This window comes from uncultured Marinococcus sp. (assembly GCF_947493875.1).
Taxonomy (GTDB): domain Bacteria; phylum Bacillota; class Bacilli; order Bacillales; family Marinococcaceae; genus Marinococcus.
This window is the reverse complement of record NZ_CANLSU010000010.1, coordinates 1-21,148: the sequence shown is the minus strand read 5'-3', so window position 1 is coordinate 21,148 and position 21,148 is coordinate 1. Positions and strand designations below refer to the sequence as shown.

Sequence of the window (21,148 nt, the reverse complement as noted above, 5' to 3'; positions counted from 1 at the left end):
CTTGAATGAAAAAGTATTTAACCACCATCAAGAGCATTTTCCATGGAAGCAGTTGCTCGGCTTTTTTGTCTCTATTATTTTAACCGTTTTGGCCTTATTCATGACCTTTTTTATGTCTTATAGTCGAGAAGTAACGATTGTGGCCATTGTTGCGTTAGCTGCTATTCAATTGATCGTACAATTAACCATGTTCATGCACCTCAATGAGTTAGACAAAGCATTTCAAATAGCTATCGTTGCTTACGGTTTGACAGTAGCGCTCATCGTTGTCGCAGGCACAATATGGATCATGGAAACTGGCATGTAGTAATTTCTAACTCCCATGAAAATATTTAACTTGAATATCCCCCTTTAAATAGAGCAATGAACGTTCTCATTACTTCTGTTTCAAAGGGGTATTTTTATACATTATTAAGACTACGATCGAAAAACATCGAGCTAATCCTGGCCTTTCGTGTACGGACGAAAAGTAAGGCTGAATGTTGTCTCAGTTAGTGAGGATTCAAACGATACGAATGTTACGAGCACAGCATCTCTGAGGTTCTCCCAACCAATAATATAAGAAATATGTCAACGGCTTGATCCCGGTATTATATCGGAATCAAGCCGTTGAAGTGATTTCTTTATTTTTGGTATTTACTTGATAGCATAGTGTTCTCTTCACATTAAAGGTCTTTTTATTGCTCTTCTTTTAATGTGCATGGTGATCATGAGGTTCTTCAGGAGAAGCAATAGCACACAACAGGCGCTCTTCATGATCATGGGCACTTGTTTCTAACTGAATCGTGGCATGATAGATACCAAGGTCTTGAAGCTCTGTTTCGATTTCGCGTAACATGTCTTGTCCTTCTTGAATCGTGTAATCACTGCTTGTCACTGCGTGACAAGAAAGCATAATCTGTTCACTAGTAATATTCCATACATGCAAATCATGGATCGACTGTACTTTCCCATGCTTTTCAATGGTTTGTTTTATTTTTTCCAGTTCAATGTTTTTTGGCGTTCCTTCCATTAAAACATGAACGCTTTCGCGTACTACACGTCCTCCGCTTATGGTAATTAAAATAGCGACAATGACACTCGCCACGGGGTCTGCCCATCCCCAATTGAAGAAGAAAATGAGCAAACCAGCCACAATAGCGCCTACAGAACCTAATAGGTCACCAATAACGTGTAAAAAGGCAGCACGCAAGTTAAGGTTTTCTTCCGTATCTCCCTTGGACATAAGCATCCAAGCAACCAAAACATTGACCAATAACCCCACAATACCAATAAACAACATGCCCACTGACGCTACTTCCGGCGGATCCATGAAACGTTGATAAGCCTCATAGAAAATATATCCAGCAATAACAATTAGTGTAGCTCCATTAAATAAAGCAGCTAGAATTTCAAAACGTTTATACCCAAACGTTTTGCTTTTACTGACCGCCTTTTCTCCAACAATAAACGCGATCAATCCTACACCAAGCGATATAGAATCACTTAGCATATGTCCCGCATCAGCCAATAAAGCTAAACTATTGGTTAGAAATCCACCAATGGCTTCCACAACCATGTAAATGGTGGTGATAATAAATGCGATCATTAAAGCTTTTTTGTTTGCCCCATGGGCATGATCATGATCGTGACTCATTCAACTCCCTCCTTATCATCTCTTAGTTAGTGCTGAGCGTGTTCAATCATTTCGTTAAGCATATGCATTACGTGCTCGTCGTCTTGCGAATAATAAAGACTTTGCCCTGCTCGACGATATTTGACCAATCTTAAATTTTTCAAAAACACAAGTTGATGTGAAACGGAAGCCTGCTTGAGTTCCAAGTGTTCCGCAATTTCATTCACAGAGTACTCTGCATGAGCTAAAAGATGCAAAATGCGTATACGATTAGGATGAGACAACGCTTTGAATGTCTGTGAAACCATAAATAACGTTTCTTCATCCAGAGCTTTTCCATTATAAGAATCCATCACACGTGCTCCTTTCAATTGTCATTTAATGTTCAATACAATAATATATTAACATATGTTAATATATTATTAAAATAGATGATTATATTCTTTATAATAATGTGAGGTGATTTTTATGACGTATAGAAAGCCTATACCCATCCACGGGCTAAAAATGCTTCGATTAAGCCAAGAAATACAAAAAGTAGATATCGCATCCCCCATCTTTCATCATTTTTCGCATCCGGTGCGGCTACGTATTATGTACGCGTTAACTATTGAACAAGAATTAAACGTTACAGAGACTGCTGGATTGATTCGAAGTTCGGCCGCCACAGCCTCTCACCATTTACGCAAAATGCATGAAGTAAATATCTTAGAAAAAAGAAAGCAAGGGAGAGAGAATCATTACAGAATTAAAGACAAACATCTAGAACATGTTGTTAGTAAAATCATTGCTTGGAAAGAACAAGGATAACACCGTTTAGTTGTTCCTTCGCATGCTTGACGTATAATAAATGATTCTCTTGAAGGAGGCCCTATGGAAATCCTAATGTCGATGCTTGGTGGCTTTTTATTTATGGTGGGCACCTACCTTGTTTTATCAAAAAACATTATCCGAATGATTATTGGCAGTTCGGTATTAACCCACGGAGCTAATATCATGCTATTAACCATGGGAGGACTCAAAGGCGGTTTGCCTCCCTTATTACGATTGGATGCAGATACTTATGTCGATCCCTTGCCCCAAGCTCTCATTTTAACCGCTATTGTTATTAATTTTGGTATTACTTCTTTTATTCTTGTGCTCGGGTATCGAACGTTTAAAGTGACCGGGACGGCTGAAATGGATAGGCTCAACAACCTCTATGACCCTCACACCCAAGATTCAACCAAATGATTGGCCACAAACACCCTGGGCGATCACGTTTCTAACACCCTCGAACGAATGACGACAATAATCATATAAATCATGATGGTAAAAATCACACTAATGGTTAATGCATGAATTAACACGGTTGTTAAAGAAGAGCCATTTAGTACAATAACTAACCCAGAGAACGCTTGTACTACGATCAAGAGAAAAATAGACGTACTTAAATGCCCTAAGATAGAATATCGATACTTCTTCCATGACCAAACCAAGAGAGTGATAATCATTAGAATCAAAACAACCGCTGCACTCCGATGAATCCATTGAACCGTGATGTCGTACGAAGCATGCTTAATATAAGCCCCTGTATAAATCACCATATACGAATACACAGTGACACTGATTAAATACCAGAAGTATGTTTTACTGACCGATCCCCGTTGCCATTGTAAAGGATTTTTTTCAAAAGAAAATACCGCAAGCAAAGCTACAGTTGAAAAAGAAATCGTGCTTATCCCAAAATGCAAAGCTAATATAAACCCTGAATTTCCCCATATAACTGCGCCTGCTCCCATTAAACCTTGAAACACAATAAACAACACGGCCATTAACGCGATAAATTTCGTTTCGCGAATATGAGCCAATTGTTTTGTCGACCAAAAAGCCAGAATTAAGACACAGAGACCCATTAAACTAGACCACAGCCGATGACTATATTCAATAATGGTAGCTAAAGCAGGATTTTGGGGGACCACTTCTCCAAAACACAACGGCCAGGTGGCACCGCACCCTTCTCCCGAGCCCGTATTAGTAACAATGGACCCTTGAAGCAAAACAATGAGCATTCCTACAGCAGTAAATACACTGAAAATCTTTAATCCCAATTTCACCAGCAATCCCCTAACATAAAAAGATTCGATACATATTAATATATTAACATATGTCAAAACTTTTTAACGAGTGAACAAAGAGGGAACATTCTCGCTTGTCATCAGAATAAATATACTTTTGAAAAGATTATACATCTAAAATAATTGTCGACCTTTGCATGATACGTGTGTCGCTTACATCCCTTTAAAAAGGTTCATTATTTATATCTATTGGTAAACTCCTTGAAAATCAAACTACATAAACGCTAATTTCCTATCAGTGTTTATCAATTCTAAGCATCTTTATCAATATTCTCTCGTACCCGCTCCTGTAATGTTACCATTTGATGACAATTCGTTAAAAAGCAAAAACAAGCGTTTGCTGTTTCATCTCGTTTGGTAAAAGCCTTAGAGCAACCATATTTATTTTCATGAAAGGAAGTTAACACCATGGACCAACAAGAACCACATATCCAATCTCAGGGTCTTCCACGTATCGGGGAGCAGGCACCGGTGTTCGATGCGGTAACGACGCATGGAACTATCTCATTGAACGACTATTCAGGTCAATGGCTTGTGCTTTTTTCTCATCCCGCAGATTTCACACCGGTATGCACGTCGGAATTTGTGGCTTTTCAGGACATTTACAACCGCTTAAAAGCAATGGATACCGAACTGTTAGGCCTCAGCATAGACAGCGTGAGTTCCCACATCGCCTGGATTCGTAACATTGAAGAAAATTTCCAGACCACCATTGAATTTCCAATCATTGCGGACCTGGATCAAAAGGTCGCTACCCAGTACGGCATGGTCATGCCGGAATCCACCGGCACCGAAACCTCCCGAGCGGTCTTTGTCATTGATGACAAACAAAAAATCCGGGCCGTCATTTATTATCCCCTATCCACCGGACGAAACATGGAAGAAATCGTTCGGTTGGTCGAAGCGCTGCGTACCACGGACAAGCACGGTGTATCCACCCCGGCGAACTGGCAGTCTGGGGACAAAGCTATCGTGAGCCCACCAAAGACCAAAGATGAAGCCAATGAACGAATGAACAGTGATGACTACGACTGCGTGGATTGGTACTACTGTCAAAAAGACATCCAATAAAAACAAAGCTCCTGGCTTCTTTTAGCCGGGAGTCATTGCTGAGGTCATCAGTTTTTGCTTATCATTTCATCTTAAAATATACTTCAAGCTTTTTATTTGTGCGTACTTTTTGTGACGTACCCAGTCTTATCTACATAACGGCCCTTATCGGAAGTATAGTTTCAAATAACCTTGGCATAATAAATATTATTTCACTTGATAACAATATTTATATTAACATTTATAATATTATTAATATTATTAATATTAATAATTAAAACAATACCGTGTGACGAGTCAACAACCGTGATGAATCGGCCTAGGTTCTCACCGCATTTATCACCGATTAATTGCCACTCTACCCATCGCTTCGTCGGGTGCTCGTCGATCCCCCATCTTACTCACTTTTTATTATTTCTCCTCTGCAACCTGGCGGAGACTATTTTCGATCAACCTCGTCGAAATTTTTCAACAAACAGCTGAAAAAATAAATTAAACGAAAAGAACAATTTCCGAATGAAGCACCCATCGAACAATTTTTGATCAGCTGGTTCGACGCGTACAATCAAAAGTTCCCCACTCACTTCCAACTAGACTTCGCCCAGACCCAACATCAATTAAAAGATATGCTTCAACGGCAAAATTAACTTCATGAGTGGAGAAGGACAGTCAATCACACAAATTTATTGACGTTTCCTGATCTTCTTATATCATCTAATATTATTTTGTTGGTTGCTTTACAATTCTAAGATACTTATTTTGTTTTCAATACTTTCATAGTATTTTTCTCGTTAATTATTATTGTTAATGTTAATATAAATAATAACAATAATGAAAATTTTATGCTAATAATCAATAGCTTTATGAGAAGGTATTTAGCGCAAACATAAGGTAATATCCCTACTATTATTTTTATATGGATATTGTCTACTTAATACTATCTTTGTTTTTAGTAAACACTTTTCCGTTAACCTTCAAACATTAAAGTTAATACTAATATTAACTTTAATGTTTTTATTAATAACTATTTATATTTCAAGATAGTTATGCTATGGTTATCTATAACAAATATAAACTGATTTAGGTTAATGATAAATCAAACAACAATTATTAATAAAATTTATGAGTTCGCCGACGACTATCCTTTAGCCCAAGGGATTTATGTACGACATAATAATTATTATAAAATCTTAGAATTCATCTAAGGAGGGAAAGAATATGTTACTAGCCGTTTCAACTAACAAAGGCGGGGTATTAAAAACCTCCATTGCTACAAGTCTGGCCTCAATTTATTCCCAGGAGCAAAAAACATTGATTATTGATGCTGATAATCAAGGCAACGTAGCTCTTACATATGGCCGCAACCCAGATCAATATGAATACACCATTTATGACGTATTGGCCCAAAACGTCTCTCCTGAGGCTGCAATAGATAAAATAAACTCGAATCTTCATATACTGCCAGCTAACGATGAGTTAGCATTTTTAGAGTTTGATGTACTATCAAATTCTAATGATTATCCTAAGCCTTTTCATATCATGCGTGAAAAACTTACACCCTTGTTAGCATCTTATGATGTAATAATAATGGATGCCCCTCCTAATATTGGACTTATCACAGGTAATATCTTATCTTTTGTCCAAGATATAATTATTCCATTTCAACCAGAACATTATTCAATGCGTTCATTTATTAAGATGTTAGAAGTAATAGATAACTTTAGAGGAAGCCATAATAAAAATCTAAAAGTCAGTGGAGTCGTTGGAACGTTGGTAGATAGTAGAACTGTTCTACACAAACAGATTCTTGAGCAATGTGAAGAGTACTGTGAGAAAAATAATATACGTATGTTCAAACAGATCATCCCTAGATCGGTGCAGTTTGCTAACAGTATTGCATATGAACAGCAGCCTGCTGTTATGAATCGTAAAAAAAACCCAGCTACAGAAGTCTACTTCAATATTAAGGAGGAACTGGATAATGGCAAAAAATAAAAGAAATATTGCAGGATTTGGAGAAGTTGCAGGCAATAGTAATATTAACAATGATGATAATGTTAATATTGATAATGATAAAGAGGTTAATAATGAGGACGAACTAGACAACTTCTTTAAAAAACATCAGAACAAAAATGAAGAAAAGCCGAAGGTTAAAGGAATCTATTTTGACCCCGAGGTGTTGATTGAATTAGATCGTTTAAAAAATCAATACGGACGAGGATCTATTTCTGAGTTTGTTAATGCAGCCGTTAAAAAAGCTATGAAAGAAAAAGACATGTTATAAGTCTATTTTTCATGCAAAATCTCAACAAAGAAAACAATTGTAGGTTATGCTTTGAATAATAAAAAATAAGCCACTCCCTGGAGAGAAGTGACTTATTTAAGGGATGGCCATATGTATTTAAACAAAGAGCCTAAGAATATTTTATCCTAGCTAGTAATGTTTTGAAAGCGATTTGCTTATTGCTTTTTATTCAGATAAAATATACTTAATAAACGAGAAACAGCCGGTGCTGGATACACCGACTGCTTTCGTAGAGAGTTAACTCTATACACTAATTCTTCTGTGGCTAGAAGAAACTATTTGACTTTAGTTTAGCATATTCTCATATCTTTTCAAGGGATACGTTTAAGCTATATCAATAATTTGTTTCATATAGCATATGTGTGTGTATAAAGTAACTCTCAATCTAATAAACAGATGGGAGTTTTTATTATGTCTACATTCTTTAATATCTATGAGGAACAAGGATTAACTTATTACCAACTGCCTAAAGTTTTTTTTCAAAATGAAAAGTATATGAATATGAGTAATGATACAAAAATTGCTTGGTCTATTTTAAAGGACCGTTTTCAACTTTCTATAAAAAACAATTGGTTTGATGAGAATGGGAATATTTATTTCATTTATACAAACGATGATCTAATGGACATCTTGAATATTAAAAGTCCAAATAAAATTTCTAAGATTAAAAAAGAATTAACTGAAGCAGATCTTCTTTATCAAGTACGTGTAGGGTTAAACAAACCTAACAAATTATATATTAAAAAGCCCCTAGCATCTGATGATGATATATATAAAATTAAAAAGGAAAATGATCCAGAATCCTTGGGGGACAAGGATTTATCAAAATCATATGTCCGGAAATATGAAAATGATAGCTCCAGAAATATGAAAATGATACATCAAGAAGTATCAAAATCATACGGAAATAAGACTGAGTATAGTAAGACTGATATGAATAATACTATTGTTAACAATAACGTTAACAATTCTTCTTCGGAAACGATGAATACATATGAAATCGAAAAAGAATATATCCAAGAAGGATTATCTCCAGAACTGATTCAACGAGTCAAAGACGAAATCGCCAACAAACAAGAACCGGTTCGTCATTATGAAGCATATCTGCGAACGTGCCTCGACAATACTTTACACAAACATCGCCTGAAACGAGGCGTGATTGACCAACCGTATCCGCATTTACCAGCTAATCATCCACTGAATTATAATTGGCTGCAGGATGGCTCATAAACCCATGGAGGAGGGAGAAGTCGATGGCAGGGACCATCTCCAAAATCAATCGAAGTGTGAAACAGTTGGAAAAAGAATTAACCACGATCGGTTTTCATGTGAAGATCGAAGCGGATGCTCATAGCATGACGCAGTACTTGATCGTCAATGAAGGCCAAGTTCCCGGTATTACGGTAAGTGATCGTCGATCGAAGGGGAAAAAGCGTGCACAGTGGGCCGCCGAAGTCGTGGTCACCGCTCCCACGGAGACGTATGAGATCAATACCTATAAGGATCCGGAAACCAAGCAGCCGTTTACGCATTACGTCGTCTCGTCGCACAAAGCGAACAAGATTCCGAAGCTCTGGAAGACCTTTGGAAACGATGCAACGTAAGCATCGTTGATGATGAGTACCCCGTAGAGCAAACACAGCCATACTCAAAACCTTTTTTCTGTTGTTGAAATCTTTTTCAGAGGAGCAATCAACAAAGAAGCTTATGGTACGAAAAGCATTCGAACATGTCGCATGTTTGGTTCGTCCTTGAGGCCATTCCAGTTCGCATTGGTAAAGCTTGATAATGAAGGACTAATCAATGCGACTAAACAACTTCGAGTCGGGCAAACATTTATGCTTCATGGTACTCGCTAATGCGATAGATTTTTCATGCACTTTTATGTGTACATTTAATTCCGACTATCTTTTCGCTGCTTCGCTTTAGCAATGTTATCGGCTATATATTCATCTGCCCCATCTAGTATCGGTGATAACGTTTCTGCTGTAGACACATAATCTTTCAAATCATGATGAATCATTAACACGTTCATCACTTCTAATAAGATGCTTGCTTTACGGTCAGCGGTGTTGGCTCCTATACGAATCTTTTTTAAATCATCGTGCAGCCTATTCTGAACTTCGCCAGCCACCTTATCGACTAAATAATTCGAGAGCTCTTGTCGCCATTCCTGATCTCGATGTTCTTCCACAATGTGATGAAGAGCAGCACTAGCCGATACCCCTTGTTGTTCTTTGACCTTATCAATATAAGCAATCGTTTGTTCGGACAGCATATAATTCTTTCGTTGTTTGGCACTCATACGTGAACCTCCCTGAATATCTTCTTCTTGTTTTATCGTCCAGGAAGTTCAAGGTTGTTATATCGGAAGACATTTTCGTGACATATTGAAATTTCTATATCGAAAAGCTTCGTCAAAAAGCATGTGTAAATCGTGTGTAAATAGGTGTGCGAAAAGGTGTGTAAAAGTACTTTTTCATGTCCCCATCGTTTTGCCCGGCTTTGCGGGGTTCCCCACCCATTTGGGGACAAAAACCCCTTATGCTCTTTACAAGTTAAACTGTTTCAAAAGAAAGATATTTTGTTACTTACTAAAGGATGATTTCGATGCAAAAAGATTTTGAAGGAATTGTCAAAGTATATTACCAGGGACAAACAATGACCGGTTATCTACAACTAACGAAAGACATTCAAACGATACATGTGAAAGTGGAGGAGCAGGAACTACTGGAAACATTTAAAAATAATTTAAATGAAACCTTTGTCTTTCATTGCAAAAAAATGAAAAGCGGAGGATGGATCAGTTTGTTTGAGTGCCAACTGCAAAAATTCCATGCTAGCGATGAAAATGAAGCAGAAGTAATTTTTCGGCCCGGAATTTACATAGATAACTCCTTCGAATTACAAGCTACGGATCTTCAGGATATAAAATTATTTGGTTTAACAGCATCGTATACCCAACTTCATCTTCTTTTCCAAGGACTTAATACACAAGAGGAAATAAAAGGACGTTTCCATCATCACAATAATGAAATTATTTTTAAGATCAAGTTAGGCTCGTGGGAGAGAGGCACACTTTTTGAAGAAATTAAACAACCACGTGTGCTGGTCACATTTAGAACAAAAAAGAGCGTCGGATTTCATTACTTAGAAGATTTATTTTTCCGATTTACCACAATGGTGTCTTTTCTGGCTAATCATTTTACTCCAGTCGAACATTTTAGTTATAAGAACAAACATGCGTATACCAAAGGTATGAGTAAAATCTTTTATAGCTCTCGGGAGGAGAATATGTTTCTCCAAAAACCTAAGATTACTCAGTACCTTCATCGCTTACAGCCAAATTCTAATGAAATAAAACAAGCTATTATTGATCCAATGATTAGTAAGAATTTTAAGCTCTGGATGCATTTTGTTTCAACTTTTCGGTTTAAACACCAATCGTTAGAGGATAAGTTTTTAAGTTACTATAGATGCTTAGAATCCTTAGGTACACATCACAATGGTGGGAACCAAAAGTATGCGAGCGAAGAATTAAATCATCTTATAGAAAATTTAGACACGGCTTTGCTTCAATCAGACTTCGTTTTTAGCTTAGAGGACATTGACCATATTAAAAAAAGTACAAGAGGAGGAAATGCAAAACCAGCTGGAGATGCTATTCAACAATTAATCAAAAAAGAATTGCATGTAGAACGAGTGGAAATGGAGAATTACGAAGAAGATGTAAAACCATTTGTTAATCGCTTGAAGGATTTACGTGATCGATTAAGTCATGGCCGAAGTTATACACTTAAAGAAAAAGATAACGAAAGAATCATGAAGTTAAAAGAAATCGTTCAAGAGTTATTATTAAAAGAATTAGGATTTAATTTAGCACCACAAACTTATGATTTTGAAGCACCTCCCAAAGCGAGTATTCGAAATGTAAAAGAAAGCATCAAACAATTACGTGAAAAAGAACAAAGACAAATTAAGAATGGAGGTTACTTGTTATCTTTTGAGGAAGAGAAAGAACAAATAGAAAAGATGGAAGAAGAACAGTAATGAAAAAACATTATCGAAATTAGAAGAAAAGTTTAAAGAAATGAAACACGCAAATTTTGTAAAAGAGCATAAGGGGTTTTTGTTCCCACCTGGGGTGGGAAGCCCGGCAGTGCCGGGCCAAACGTGGGAACACAAATAAGCAAAAAGGGGAAAAATTTTCCCCACCGCTTGGGGAAATTTTTTCCCCTGATTTTTGGCCTTTTTGGAACGTCTTTGTGACGTATGCTGCGTGTAAAGGACAAATAAAAAATGCTTAAAGTTATAAACCGAATATTCCAAAAATAACTTCACACATATTTTTGGAACAACACATCGGAACAATGAGTTACTTAAGTGAACGACTCCGGTGAACAACAATCATCGACCTGGGGAAATGAACAACAAAGTTAAGAACGAACGAAAGGAACGAAGAACCATGAAAACGAACAATACGATTGCGGCGTATCATATTTTCCGCTGGGACGAAAACGGCGCTCCGGTCTTAAACACGAACCAACTGTATCACTGGAACATTCCGAAACGGCTGCGCGAAGATTCGATCCAACCGGGAGACATTATCCAGGTGCCAACGAAAAAAGGAAAACGGTCGGTCGTGGTGATGAACGTTTTTCGGGAAGACATCGAAGACACGGGCCGGGAATACAAAAAAGTGATCAAGGTGCTCGAACGAGCGCCGGAGAAACCTGCCCAGGAATCGTAACAACAACTTCCCCCTCCACGGTTGTTCATCATTGCGATAAGTAACAATGATCTCAATATGACATAAAAAAAGAGCCCCGGCAGCTGCCGAAGCTTCAAAGGCTTCCTTCCAGGTGAGCCATGGAACGGGCCGGGTCTCCTTAGGATTTGGCACGGTTTTTTCGCTGAAGACGAATCAGTTCGCTGATGCCAAGCGTAAGATAAACGAGGCCAAGTGTGAGGGATAACGATATAGGCACACCTGGCCTGGGCATCGTCCATAACGTGATGATCCCGAGAACGAGAAAGGCTATCGCAAGCAGAAAGACAAATATCCTCCCGAGCTTATGATGGATCGGATCGCTCCTTCCATTTTCTGACTGATCTCAAGATACCATACGATCTCTCGATTCCGCAGAACGCCCAGAGAAGCCGCACAGGTATTTTTCGTTTGTTCGATGACCGTGTTACTATTCCCAACGAAGGAACTATCGCACTGTGGCTTGCTGAGGACTTCATCTCAGCTGAAATGTTCTCTGGAATATGCCTGTAGGCATATTTGGAAGCATCAGAAGACCGGGGCACGAAAAAAGCCTTTCTTCTGCGGATGCAGAAGAAAGGCCAGGGGTGATCGCAGCGTTACAGTCGCCACCATCCTGTCTAATGACAAGCAATAAAAACCCCTGAGAAAGGTTGGGTGGTTGTAGTCCCTGTATACCCCGGAACAAGCAAGAGAAAACGGTGTACCTGGTCAGAATTTTATCTTTAGTACGAGCGAAGGGGGAAAGCAACGTCTGTTTTCTCCGTGTGCTTTTCTATAAACGGGAGAGAGAAAAAGAACCATGGAGGAAAGGGGCTCGAGGTCGAGAACGAGTAGAAAGGATGGTTAGTTGAGATACATCAAAGTACTGTATTACGTGGCGATGCTCACCTTTGGTTTAGGCTGGGCCTTTTATTGGGTGAGGGAAAATCATGTGGGTGGGGCTTTCGCTTTCTTTCTGCTATGCCTCCCGATTGTCTTTTATCTATGGCGTGTGATCAAGAAAGACTTCCTCAGCCGAAACGATCCGCAGCAATAAAAATATGCCTGAAAGCATATATGCCTAAAAGAATATGTTGGAGTAACAAACCCTGAAAATAAAACCACCCCCAACCTATTCACAGTAGGCCGGGGGCGTTGCTGTTTGTCGAAGTCCGACAACCAGCATTTTAATGGTGATGATTTCCTTCGGGATACTCGTTGCGACAATAATGTCTAATGACAATCGTAAATAAAAACCCCTCATAGAGTGGACGCTCTATGAACATAGTATACCCGACCCTGGTGGATCCAAAAACCCTGGCGGCCCCGAAGGAAATTTCATCTACCGTACGGTTTTTCCTTCCAAAAGCACCCGTTGTGCCGATGTTTTTGGCGAAAGGATTTATGCAGTCGGGTGTCCGGCTGCGGCGGACACGGCCCCGGAAACGCCTGTTAGATCAAGGCTGTATGAAAACTGCATGGTTCTTTTCATGCCGTTTTTGCCAAACCCTGATTTATCGGGCTATCAGCCATGATCTACTTACCATAATGACGATTATCAGCAGTGTGGAGAGGAAAAAGTTAATCTTTTGTCGGCGTTTTGATGTCGAAAAAATAGTTATAAAATAGCTACATACTAATGGAACTCTATCGTATAATAAAAATTTCATATTTATTCCGTACGCAAGGGTTGTGTCTATTATTCCTATTCTCCATCATAATCCTTCTTATCGAGGGAAGGATATAAAATCTCCGTTGTATATTGTTCATGATCTTCTGTCTACTCTCTTATGTTTAAGCTTAATCATCTATATTTTTGTCGTTTGGGAAAGAATACCTGATGAAGTCATCACTAATTTTTTGCCAGAGGGGGAAATGAACTACGGTAGTAAATGGAATTTGTTCATTTGGATAGGTTTAGCAGTGATTGTGACGATATTAAATCCTATCTTGCGAGTGTACGCTCATCACTTTGCTTTCTTTGACGTTGATGTTTCCACATCAAAAGCGTCTTTGCGTAAAGTGAAAACGTTTTTTAGCTGGGTCATGTCTGGCACGGTTATTTTTTTTACCGGGTACTCCATCGAAAGAATACAAGCTAGCTTCCATTTCGAATTCTCTCTTTTTCCCTTTCACCTTATTTATCCGGGGATCCTAATATTGGGTGTATTAATTTCATTTTTTGTCATGGGGATACAGCGTTTAAATGAGTATAACCGATAAAACAGTCTAAAACCCTTAACTTCTGGACATTGCCCTTAACACCCCGTTTTTGGCTATAAAAACGGAGTGTTTTCCATCTAAAAGTTAATATAAAAGAAGAGATTTCTCTCCCATGTGCTTAATGAGAAAAGTTACAAATAGGCAACAATCACCGGTCAATTTTGACGGTATTTTTAAACATGTTTCAAAATTGTTCGGTTCCTATGGTTAAACGGTTGGCGTTCCGCGCATGGTGAAATTCAAGTGTTGGTCTTGGATGAAGCGGCGGCCGCACGTCAATAATTGATCGAAAAGGGCTTCGGTACAATAAGCTTGAGGATAGGTCCATACATGCTCGTACAGAAGACCAAGCACGTATTCACATTGTTGTTCATCCGGAAGGTCATGATACAAACAGGCGTAAAGACGGGACGCCGTCGCATCATAGAGATCTTCCAGGGCACGGCGTTCCCGGCGCTGCAGGCGGACAAGCAACCGTTCATAGGTCATCGCAAATATGTGCCCCCTTTTATAGGCCTAAAGCATTTCGTTCGGTAGGTTTTATGATTCTTAAGTACCCCTTTTGATGGATGGTTACTCATATAGGAACCAAAAATAGCGGGAACGAAGTATGGAAAAAGATTAAGAATAGAGAAAATTTTGGTCAAAAATGATCCAACTATTCCTTGGTCTCGTTAGCTTCCTGAAACCATCGAAACGGAAGAGATTTTTACGAAGGGCGGCGAAGCAATACCTTCGGAAATACCACAAGTGGGCATGATCAGCACTGTTGACGGCAATGGCCCGTAAGTAAGCCAGGGTATTTGCATCAGCGGCGATGACGGCCCTTACGAGAGCCTTTATGTTTTTCAAAAACTTGACTAATAATGATTCGATCAACGAAAGGAGAGAAGAATAGTGACGGAACGACGGAGCAAACAACGAAAGGAAAGAAGAACAGTGACAAAACGACGTGTCAAATTCCTATTGTTCGCAGCGGCGATGTTTGTGGCAATCGGTCTGGGGGTGCAATATGCTCAACAGACCCTGTTCTCCTCACCGGCAGACACCACGGTGTTATCCGAAGCGGAGGATGCAACGAATCCTGAAACGAACGAGGATACCGGGAATGACGATTCCTCCTCGTCGCAAAAGGTGGAAGAGTTTGTCCAGGTGGCAGAGGCCTCGGAACAACCAAACGAAACGACGGAGACAGAGCCTGTTGAACTCGCGGATCCAGAGAAGCTGTTGATTCCATCGATTGATGTGGAGGCGAACCTGCAAGGTGTGGGCGTGCTTGATAACGGCCAGATGGGCGTACCGGATTCCGCAGAGGGGGTCGGTTGGTTTGAACCGGGCGTCACGCCGGGGGAAGAAGGCAACGCGGTCATGGCCGGCCACGTGGATAGTAAAAGCGGACCGGCGGTGTTTTTTGACCTGGAGGACATGGAAGCCGGAGACGAGGTGCAGGTGACTAATGAAGACGATCAGGAGCTGGCGTTTACCGTCACGAAAGTCGTGAGTTATCCGAGGAAGGATGCGCCGATCGAGGACATTTTTGGATCCAGCGACGGCCGGCACCTGCAGCTGATTACGTGCACCGGCACCTTTAAACAGGCTCAGGGCACGCACGATGAACGGCTGGTCGTCTACACGGAACTCACCAAGGAGAGCGAAGAAGCCCTGATGAATGATGGCGAAGAAGCATCGGATCCGCCGCCGCCCCCTGAAAACATTTCTCTCCAGGGATCGCTGTTGAAATGGTATGCGGTGCGGGACGAAGACATTGTTGGCTACCGGGTGTACCGCCAGGAAGAAGGTGGAGATGATTTCACCCGCGTCGCGAGCGTGGATGAACACGAGCGGAAAAGCTACACCGAAACCGAGGAAGGAACCTTCACGTACCATGTGACAGCTGTTAATGCAGACGGGACCGAATCGGATCCTTCTAAGGACGTAACCTTGAACGAATAGAGGATGGAATAGAAGCTATCCATCAACAACAAGGCGATGAACGTGTCACGCGGCATCGTCTTTGTCGTTTTATCGTGTGAAATCAGAAGGTTAATGAGGGAGTCGATGATGATGGACGCGGAGAAATGGAGGGATCATGTACACTTAGATCCGAGATATCAACAAGTGGCTCGACAGCGGCGACTCATAAAACATGTGCTTCAAATTCACCGAGAGCATGAAGTTCTCGAGGTTGAGAACAACGCCAGAGGCAATGATTTGCCCCCACATGGCTTGAAAGACCGGGTGTTTCAGTATATTTTTGGGGCGTCGTGGTCGTCCAAAAAGTAAAAAGTCAAAACCGTTGAGGCTGGAAGTACCGACTGGTATGGATGGAATAATTATTTATTTTTTTAAAAAATTTCAAAAAATAATGATCCAATAGCTGACTCATTTCGTTAACTGAGTGGAACAACATACAAAGGGGGTTTTTATATGAATATGAAGATCAATTGGAAACGAACAGCACTAGCATTACCATTAACGGCAGCTGTGGTGATTCCGACGACACCAGGGATTGCTTCTGCAGATAGTAATGAAAGCGAAAGCAACATGGAAATGTCATCGGAAGAGATGATGGCATCGGTATCCACGCCGGCAGGCGATCTTCGTGCTCAACTCGATCAATATTTGTCGGAGCATGCGTATCTGGCCGTGACAACAATGCAGAAGGGCGCAGATGGCGCCGAGGATTTTGAAGAATCCGCTGCCACACTGCAGGCGAATACGAAAGACCTGTCCAATACGATTGCTTCGGTCTACGGCGAAGAAGCCGGCCAGCAGTTTGAAGACATGTGGAGCGAACACATCGGCTATTTTGTCGATTATGTGGAAGCGACGAATGCCGGAGATGAAGCGGCCAAGCAGGAAGCGCTCGACAACCTGAAGGATTACCGTGAGGAATTCTCCCAGTTCCTGGATGACGCAACCGATGGCGGCGTTGACGCCGAAGCTGCTTCCGAAGGACTGGAAATGCACGTGAATCAGCTGATCGGCTCGTTCGACAGCTACGTGGCCGGAGACTATGAAGAAGCTTATTCGCTGGCCAGTGACGCGATGGAGCATATGTACGGGGTGAGTGAAAACCTATCCGTAGCCATTACCGATCAGTTCCCAGACAAATATAATAACACCAACCCGGATACGCCGGCCGTGGACCTGCGTTCCGATATGAACTTCCTGTTCTCCGAGCACGCAGGACTTGCGGTAACCGCGATGCAAAAAGGCGGAGCTGGCGCGGAAGATTTCGGTGCTGCAGCCGGTATTTTGAACCAAAATACGCAGCAACTGTCGGATGAAATTGCATCCGTGTACGGCGACGAAGCCGGCCAACAGTTTGAAGACATGTGGAGTGAACACATCGGTTATTTCGTGGATTATGTGGAAGCGACCGGGGCGGAAGACGAAGCCGCTCAACAGGAAGCCCTTGATAATCTTGATAACTACCGGATGGAATTCTCCAAGTTCATGGAAGAAGCGACCGGCGGGGAACTGGAAGCCGATGCGCTGGCCGAAGGCCTGCAGATGCACGTAAACCAATTAATTGGTGCCTTTGACAGCTATACCATGGAAGAGTATGACATGGCTTATGAAGACGTTCGCGAAGCCTACGGCCATATGTTTGGCGTAGGGGAAGGTGTTTCAGGAGCCGTGGTGGCCCAGTATCCAGATCAGTTTGAAAGTGACATGATGCCGGAAGAAATGCCGAAAACCGGCCTCGGCGGTACGGCACAGAATGTTAGTCCATGGGGCATTGCTGCCGGAAGCATGGCGCTCGTCATGGCAGGAATCGCGCTCACGAAACGCCGCAGAGAGGCTTAATAGGTCTCCCGCGGAAAGAACCAACATGGAAAACCAACGAATCATGCAAAGCTGGTGCCTCTATCATTGATAGATAGGCACCAGCTTTTTTCTTCATCAAACATTCATTGTATTTTGAAGCGGAAAATACGGTATTATCGCTAAATATTGAATAAAAAAGAAAGCCTGAAGCATGGAAGCTTAGGCTTTCTCTCTGATGCATTATTTATGAAGCTTCGGATTTTTTTTCAGTTTTTTCATTACATCTTCGACTTCTTCTCGAGTGTGTCGATGCTCAGGGTTTGCCCCTACCAGAACGCCATCATACTTTTCGGCAATTATTTGTTCTTGATTCTTTTTTTTGCCTCGAATCGTTTTATTCATGATGATGTGTCCTCCTTTGTCCTTTAATTATACGTTGTGTAAGCTCTTCTTGTCTACGCGGATTGACGACGATTAAGCGCACAGATTCTTTATAGGGAGCAGCTCCAGCATCGATGCCGTTTGTTTCTTGAAGGTAATAGTCAATTAAGGTCTCATTTGATTTTGATTCGATAATGAACCATCCATCTTCTTGATTATTCAGGCAACGGGTACTAAGAAAAGCGGCAATAATAGGAAAAGCTTTGTATATCATGACTTCTTTGTCATTTCTGTCCAAACGTTCCATTTGCACAAGCATATAATCGTCATTCACCCACCTACCTCCGCTAATCGCCTTTAGCTCTTGATGTTCATAAAGACCAAATACTTCCTCAATACCTAACTCGATCAAGTCTTTTTTCTGCCAATGAAACGTTAACTTTTCTTGCTCTTTGAGAGTATAGACGTGCAATAATTCCTGAAAAGTTGGTTGTTTAATTTCTAATTCAATATCACGATCCTCATCATCTAATGTTTGGATAAGAACCGATTGCCCTTTAGGTAGTTCTTGATCGATGTCTTTAACCATTCGGAAACCCCTTCAAGTTCGTTTCTAGATTTCTGTTTCATCAATTATAAATTTCACGTATCGTAATTATATATGCTAAATCTTAAATATCATTAAGTGTGTTCTTGCTCATATCGTTTGACCATCCGATAATAGGTGGTTTTGTTGACATTCACTCGCTTCGAAGCTTCTACCGCCGTGATCTGTCCCTGTTTCCACTGATTGTAAATGTCTATGAAGTAATCGTCGAGGGGTGCCTGGGGTCGTCCCAACTTTACGCCCTTGCGTTGGGCCGAATCGATGCCTTCACGCTGCCGCTGGCGAATGCGCGTCCGTTCTTCTTCCGCGATCCAGGACAAAATCTGCAGCACCATGTCAACGATAAACGTACGCATAGAGTCATTCTGTTCCCGCGTATCTAAGAGCGGCATGTCCAACACGACGATGTCGCACTGCATCGTTTTCGTCAGCTCGTTCCATTCCTGTAAAATCTCGTCTTTGTTCCGACCAAACCGGTCCAGCGAATGAATGGTCAGCACATCCCCTCTGCGGAGAATGCGTTTTAATAACTGATATTGTTCCCGCTCGAAGTTTTTCCCACTCACATGATCCACAAAAATATCCCGTTCCAGGATGCCGGCTGCTTTCATGGCATCCATTTGACGAGCTTCATTTTGGTCGCGGCTGCTGACTCGTATGTATCCATACTGGCGATTATCCATGATCGGTCGACTCCTTACTCGTTAAAACGGTGATTTTCTACATTCAGTGTATCAAAAAAGCCATGTTAATTATACAACGTGGCAAAAATATAAATTGGATATTTTGCCACGCTTATAACTCCTTGATGTGTATGATTTCAATCCGTTGATAAACGTCTACCTTTTTCAACGCTAACATTTTCCATCTGCGAAGTATGGTTGATCATTTCATGACGATCCATAACAGTTTATAAGAAACAAAAAAAGACCAGCCCATACAGAGCTGGTCCATCCTAGTAGGTGTTGAACAACAAGGGTGATTGTTGGGGAGACGTGCGACTCCTACTCTTAACCTATCACGCCCAAGATCCATTGGCTACGTAAAGACGAGCATCTTTACAAACATTTAAAAGAAGGATGTTCATGGAAAATGACGACGGAGTAAAGGCTTTCCTCGACGACAACATCGTTCAACAGGCTGCTGCCTGTTGCTCTTGGATTTGATTCCCAACGAAAGAAAGCCAGCCCTCTCGGTCGGGTGGCTTTCCAACGGGGTATCATTACTTAAGGGGAGTAACGGGGAGGAAGATCGCTCCCAAAATCACCTTATCATGCCCGCAAGCACGACACGACCCTCGGCCATTCATCTTAATAAAGGTTTAACAATCTCTCTGGAATGGAAGCTCTCCCCTTAACGAAAAACCAAGATTGTTAGCCCGCAAGAACCATCGGTCGAGGTATTCTATCAAAAAGCGTACTTTTTGATATGTATATAAAAAAGCCAATCGTTAGAAAGATTAGCTTTTTTCTCAAAGATAGCAAACGAGTGGTTTCTTTAATATCAAAGAAAGTAAAGTTGGGAAAAAGACATTCTGCCACTCACGAACGAAAACAAACGTTTTTTCATTTATGTCAAAAGAATTTGGTATTAGATATAACCAATGTTGCCAGGTTTGATCGAAGACCAGAAGGTGAAAAGAATAATGCCGCCCTAGTGAGACCCCTGAAGTATCATTCCTTGAAGTTTATTTTATAGAATAAATACGGTCCATGAAATTTTTGATCAACAAAAGAGAAAGCAGGAAAAGAACAATACCACAAATTTTTCATTTAGATTTTTTGGACTGGGAGGACTCCTTAGCCAAGTGCTGATAGGTCTGAACCAGTTCCTGTTTTTTCGTTCCGGCAGCTTCTGCAAGCTTGAATGCCTTCTTCATCTGTTCTTTTTGTTCTTCCCGGGACTGTTCCGGATCCATCACGTGACGGAGAATGGACGCAGTCCAGGCATCCTGCGAAGAACGGCCTTCCCGTAAGTACTTCCATAAGAAAACCGCCGCTCCAAGAACCATAAGGCCACTAAGTTTCCCTAAACGATGGCGCCGATAGCTGGCTGCATACGTTTTATGCATCTACTCATTCCCTTCTATTGCTGAATCAATGAATATTGTTATTATATTTTAGCATACGCGCACCCGTATTTTAGGAATCCAAAATTTTTTTTTAAGAAAACTGGTTGACACTCCTGGGAATTTGTTTTAAGGTATTCATATACCCCATAGGGTAATATCGTTATGAAAGAAGGAACGTCTGATGGAATACACGGATCAAATGAAGCACCGGGTCAAACGTGTGGAAGGTCAACTACGTGGTATTCTCCGTATGAT

The 21,148-nt window shown here is 40.9% G+C and carries 24 protein-coding genes; 15 read left to right on the top strand and 9 right to left on the bottom strand.

The features are described 5' to 3' along the window. Position 1 precedes the first annotated feature (1 nt). Positions 2-307 carry a cytochrome o ubiquinol/quinol oxidase subunit IV gene (locus Q0757_RS15130; protein ID WP_298788821.1) on the top strand — a complete coding sequence of 102 codons (306 nt, stop codon included), beginning with the start codon at positions 2-4 and terminating at the stop codon, positions 305-307. A 384-nt stretch (positions 308-691) separates the two neighbouring features. Here Q0757_RS15130 and Q0757_RS15125 read toward each other — a convergent pair whose 3' ends face one another. Both Q0757_RS15125 and Q0757_RS15120 read right to left on the bottom strand, forming a co-directional pair. Then, on the bottom strand, positions 692-1,636 hold the full coding sequence (locus tag Q0757_RS15125; RefSeq protein WP_298788819.1) for a cation diffusion facilitator family transporter: 945 nt from the start codon (positions 1,634-1,636) through the stop codon (positions 692-694). Between the two features lie 26 nt (positions 1,637-1,662). Then, on the bottom strand, positions 1,663-1,968 hold the full coding sequence (locus Q0757_RS15120) for a metalloregulator ArsR/SmtB family transcription factor (protein ID WP_298788817.1): 306 nt from the start codon (positions 1,966-1,968) through the stop codon (positions 1,663-1,665). Between the two features lie 115 nt (positions 1,969-2,083). On the opposite strand from Q0757_RS15120, the gene Q0757_RS15115 reads away from it, so the two are divergent. Together Q0757_RS15115 and Q0757_RS15110 are read left to right on the top strand one after the other, a co-directional pair. Beyond that, complete coding sequence (locus Q0757_RS15115; RefSeq protein ID WP_298788815.1) at positions 2,084-2,425, top strand: metalloregulator ArsR/SmtB family transcription factor; 342 nt, start codon at positions 2,084-2,086, stop codon at positions 2,423-2,425. 63 nt (positions 2,426-2,488) lie between these two features. Further along, the gene (locus tag Q0757_RS15110; RefSeq protein ID WP_298788813.1) at positions 2,489-2,848 is read left to right on the top strand and encodes a Na(+)/H(+) antiporter subunit C; all 360 of its coding nucleotides are present in this window, start codon (positions 2,489-2,491) and stop codon (positions 2,846-2,848) included. A gap of 23 nt (positions 2,849-2,871) precedes the next feature. On the opposite strand, the gene Q0757_RS15105 is transcribed toward Q0757_RS15110, so the two are convergent. Continuing rightward, positions 2,872-3,711, bottom strand: a complete 840-nt coding sequence (locus tag Q0757_RS15105) for a heme A synthase (RefSeq protein WP_298788811.1) — start codon at positions 3,709-3,711, stop codon at positions 2,872-2,874. 429 nt (positions 3,712-4,140) lie between these two features. On the opposite strand from Q0757_RS15105, the gene Q0757_RS15100 reads away from it, so the two are divergent. The 5 genes from Q0757_RS15100 (at position 4,141) to Q0757_RS15080 (ending at position 8,691) form a co-directional block, all read left to right on the top strand. Continuing rightward, positions 4,141-4,803 (top strand): peroxiredoxin, encoded by a 663-nt coding sequence (locus Q0757_RS15100; RefSeq protein ID WP_298788809.1) that lies wholly within the window; start codon positions 4,141-4,143, stop codon positions 4,801-4,803. A 1,197-nt stretch (positions 4,804-6,000) separates the two neighbouring features. Next, positions 6,001-6,777 carry a ParA family protein gene (locus tag Q0757_RS15095; RefSeq protein ID WP_298788807.1) on the top strand — a complete coding sequence of 259 codons (777 nt, stop codon included), beginning with the start codon at positions 6,001-6,003 and terminating at the stop codon, positions 6,775-6,777. After that, positions 6,764-7,066, top strand: coding sequence for a hypothetical protein (locus tag Q0757_RS15090; protein WP_298788805.1), 303 nt, complete (start codon positions 6,764-6,766; stop codon positions 7,064-7,066). The genes Q0757_RS15095 and Q0757_RS15090 overlap by 14 nt, the downstream gene beginning before the upstream one ends. A gap of 432 nt (positions 7,067-7,498) precedes the next feature. Then, the gene (locus Q0757_RS15085; RefSeq protein WP_298788802.1) at positions 7,499-8,317 is read left to right on the top strand and encodes a replication initiator protein A; all 819 of its coding nucleotides are present in this window, start codon (positions 7,499-7,501) and stop codon (positions 8,315-8,317) included. A 23-nt stretch (positions 8,318-8,340) separates the two neighbouring features. Beyond that, positions 8,341-8,691: a hypothetical protein gene (locus Q0757_RS15080; protein WP_298788799.1), complete on the top strand. Its 351-nt coding sequence runs from the start codon at positions 8,341-8,343 to the stop codon at positions 8,689-8,691. A gap of 290 nt (positions 8,692-8,981) precedes the next feature. Here the strand turns inward: Q0757_RS15080 and Q0757_RS15075 are convergent, their stop codons facing one another. After that, a complete protein-coding gene (locus Q0757_RS15075) occupies positions 8,982-9,392 on the bottom strand; it encodes a hypothetical protein (protein WP_298788797.1) in 411 nt (136 codons plus the stop codon). A gap of 305 nt (positions 9,393-9,697) precedes the next feature. Here Q0757_RS15075 and Q0757_RS15070 point away from each other — a divergent pair, with 305 nt between their 5' ends. The 4 genes from Q0757_RS15070 (at position 9,698) to Q0757_RS15060 (ending at position 14,060) form a co-directional block, all read left to right on the top strand. Continuing rightward, positions 9,698-11,137: a hypothetical protein gene (locus Q0757_RS15070; RefSeq protein WP_298788795.1), complete on the top strand. Its 1,440-nt coding sequence runs from the start codon at positions 9,698-9,700 to the stop codon at positions 11,135-11,137. A gap of 373 nt (positions 11,138-11,510) precedes the next feature. Further along, a complete protein-coding gene (locus Q0757_RS15065) occupies positions 11,511-11,837 on the top strand; it encodes a DUF5839 family protein (protein WP_298788793.1) in 327 nt (108 codons plus the stop codon). 1,190 nt (positions 11,838-13,027) lie between these two features. After that, positions 13,028-13,090 carry a hypothetical protein gene (locus Q0757_RS17005; protein ID WP_366139541.1) on the top strand — a complete coding sequence of 21 codons (63 nt, stop codon included), beginning with the start codon at positions 13,028-13,030 and terminating at the stop codon, positions 13,088-13,090. Between the two features lie 439 nt (positions 13,091-13,529). Beyond that, entirely contained in the window at positions 13,530-14,060 is a 531-nt protein-coding gene (locus tag Q0757_RS15060) for a hypothetical protein (RefSeq protein WP_298788791.1), read from the top strand. Between the two features lie 207 nt (positions 14,061-14,267). On the opposite strand, the gene Q0757_RS15055 is transcribed toward Q0757_RS15060, so the two are convergent. Next, positions 14,268-14,549 (bottom strand): hypothetical protein, encoded by a 282-nt coding sequence (locus Q0757_RS15055; RefSeq protein WP_298788789.1) that lies wholly within the window; start codon positions 14,547-14,549, stop codon positions 14,268-14,270. A 408-nt stretch (positions 14,550-14,957) separates the two neighbouring features. On the opposite strand from Q0757_RS15055, the gene Q0757_RS15050 reads away from it, so the two are divergent. Both Q0757_RS15050 and Q0757_RS15045 read left to right on the top strand, forming a co-directional pair. Continuing rightward, positions 14,958-16,013 (top strand): class F sortase, encoded by a 1,056-nt coding sequence (locus Q0757_RS15050; protein ID WP_298788787.1) that lies wholly within the window; start codon positions 14,958-14,960, stop codon positions 16,011-16,013. A 486-nt stretch (positions 16,014-16,499) separates the two neighbouring features. Continuing rightward, positions 16,500-17,873 (top strand): copper amine oxidase, encoded by a 1,374-nt coding sequence (locus Q0757_RS15045; protein ID WP_298788885.1) that lies wholly within the window; start codon positions 16,500-16,502, stop codon positions 17,871-17,873. Between the two features lie 201 nt (positions 17,874-18,074). On the opposite strand, the gene Q0757_RS15040 is transcribed toward Q0757_RS15045, so the two are convergent. From Q0757_RS15040 to Q0757_RS15025, 4 genes are all read right to left on the bottom strand, one after another. Then, entirely contained in the window at positions 18,075-18,236 is a 162-nt protein-coding gene (locus Q0757_RS15040; protein WP_298788786.1) for a hypothetical protein, read from the bottom strand. Beyond that, positions 18,229-18,804, bottom strand: a complete 576-nt coding sequence (locus tag Q0757_RS15035; protein ID WP_298788784.1) for a hypothetical protein — start codon at positions 18,802-18,804, stop codon at positions 18,229-18,231. The genes Q0757_RS15040 and Q0757_RS15035 overlap by 8 nt, the downstream gene beginning before the upstream one ends. A 92-nt stretch (positions 18,805-18,896) precedes the next feature. Beyond that, positions 18,897-19,505 (bottom strand): recombinase family protein, encoded by a 609-nt coding sequence (locus tag Q0757_RS15030; protein ID WP_298788782.1) that lies wholly within the window; start codon positions 19,503-19,505, stop codon positions 18,897-18,899. Between the two features lie 1,085 nt (positions 19,506-20,590). Next, positions 20,591-20,893: a hypothetical protein gene (locus tag Q0757_RS15025; RefSeq protein ID WP_298788780.1), complete on the bottom strand. Its 303-nt coding sequence runs from the start codon at positions 20,891-20,893 to the stop codon at positions 20,591-20,593. Between the two features lie 181 nt (positions 20,894-21,074). On the opposite strand from Q0757_RS15025, the gene Q0757_RS15020 reads away from it, so the two are divergent. Continuing rightward, positions 21,075-21,148, top strand: a 74-nt coding sequence (locus Q0757_RS15020) for a metal-sensing transcriptional repressor (RefSeq protein WP_298788884.1), incomplete at its 3' end; no start/stop codon positions are given.

Bases quoted from the DNA above. Each gene is read 5' to 3' on its own strand.
- Q0757_RS15040 (WP_298788786.1), bottom strand. From the start codon at position 18,236: ATGAATAAAACGATTCGAGGCAAAAAAAAGAATCAAGAACAAATAATT.
- Q0757_RS15100 (WP_298788809.1), top strand. From the start codon at position 4,141: ATGGACCAACAAGAACCACATATCCAATCTCAGGGTCTTCCACGTATC.
- Q0757_RS15025 (WP_298788780.1), bottom strand. From the start codon at position 20,893: ATGCATAAAACGTATGCAGCCAGCTATCGGCGCCATCGTTTAGGGAAA.
- Q0757_RS15110 (WP_298788813.1), top strand. From the start codon at position 2,489: ATGGAAATCCTAATGTCGATGCTTGGTGGCTTTTTATTTATGGTGGGC.
- Q0757_RS15070 (WP_298788795.1), top strand. From the start codon at position 9,698: ATGCAAAAAGATTTTGAAGGAATTGTCAAAGTATATTACCAGGGACAA.
- Q0757_RS15075 (WP_298788797.1), bottom strand. From the start codon at position 9,392: ATGAGTGCCAAACAACGAAAGAATTATATGCTGTCCGAACAAACGATT.
- Q0757_RS15090 (WP_298788805.1), top strand. From the start codon at position 6,764: ATGGCAAAAAATAAAAGAAATATTGCAGGATTTGGAGAAGTTGCAGGC.
- Q0757_RS15085 (WP_298788802.1), top strand. From the start codon at position 7,499: ATGTCTACATTCTTTAATATCTATGAGGAACAAGGATTAACTTATTAC.
- Q0757_RS15065 (WP_298788793.1), top strand. From the start codon at position 11,511: ATGAACAACAAAGTTAAGAACGAACGAAAGGAACGAAGAACCATGAAA.
- Q0757_RS15115 (WP_298788815.1), top strand. From the start codon at position 2,084: ATGACGTATAGAAAGCCTATACCCATCCACGGGCTAAAAATGCTTCGA.
- Q0757_RS15120 (WP_298788817.1), bottom strand. From the start codon at position 1,968: ATGGATTCTTATAATGGAAAAGCTCTGGATGAAGAAACGTTATTTATG.
- Q0757_RS15035 (WP_298788784.1), bottom strand. From the start codon at position 18,804: ATGGTTAAAGACATCGATCAAGAACTACCTAAAGGGCAATCGGTTCTT.
- Q0757_RS15080 (WP_298788799.1), top strand. From the start codon at position 8,341: ATGGCAGGGACCATCTCCAAAATCAATCGAAGTGTGAAACAGTTGGAA.
- Q0757_RS15125 (WP_298788819.1), bottom strand. From the start codon at position 1,636: ATGAGTCACGATCATGATCATGCCCATGGGGCAAACAAAAAAGCTTTA.
- Q0757_RS15030 (WP_298788782.1), bottom strand. From the start codon at position 19,505: ATGGATAATCGCCAGTATGGATACATACGAGTCAGCAGCCGCGACCAA.
- Q0757_RS15055 (WP_298788789.1), bottom strand. From the start codon at position 14,549: ATGACCTATGAACGGTTGCTTGTCCGCCTGCAGCGCCGGGAACGCCGT.
- Q0757_RS15095 (WP_298788807.1), top strand. From the start codon at position 6,001: ATGTTACTAGCCGTTTCAACTAACAAAGGCGGGGTATTAAAAACCTCC.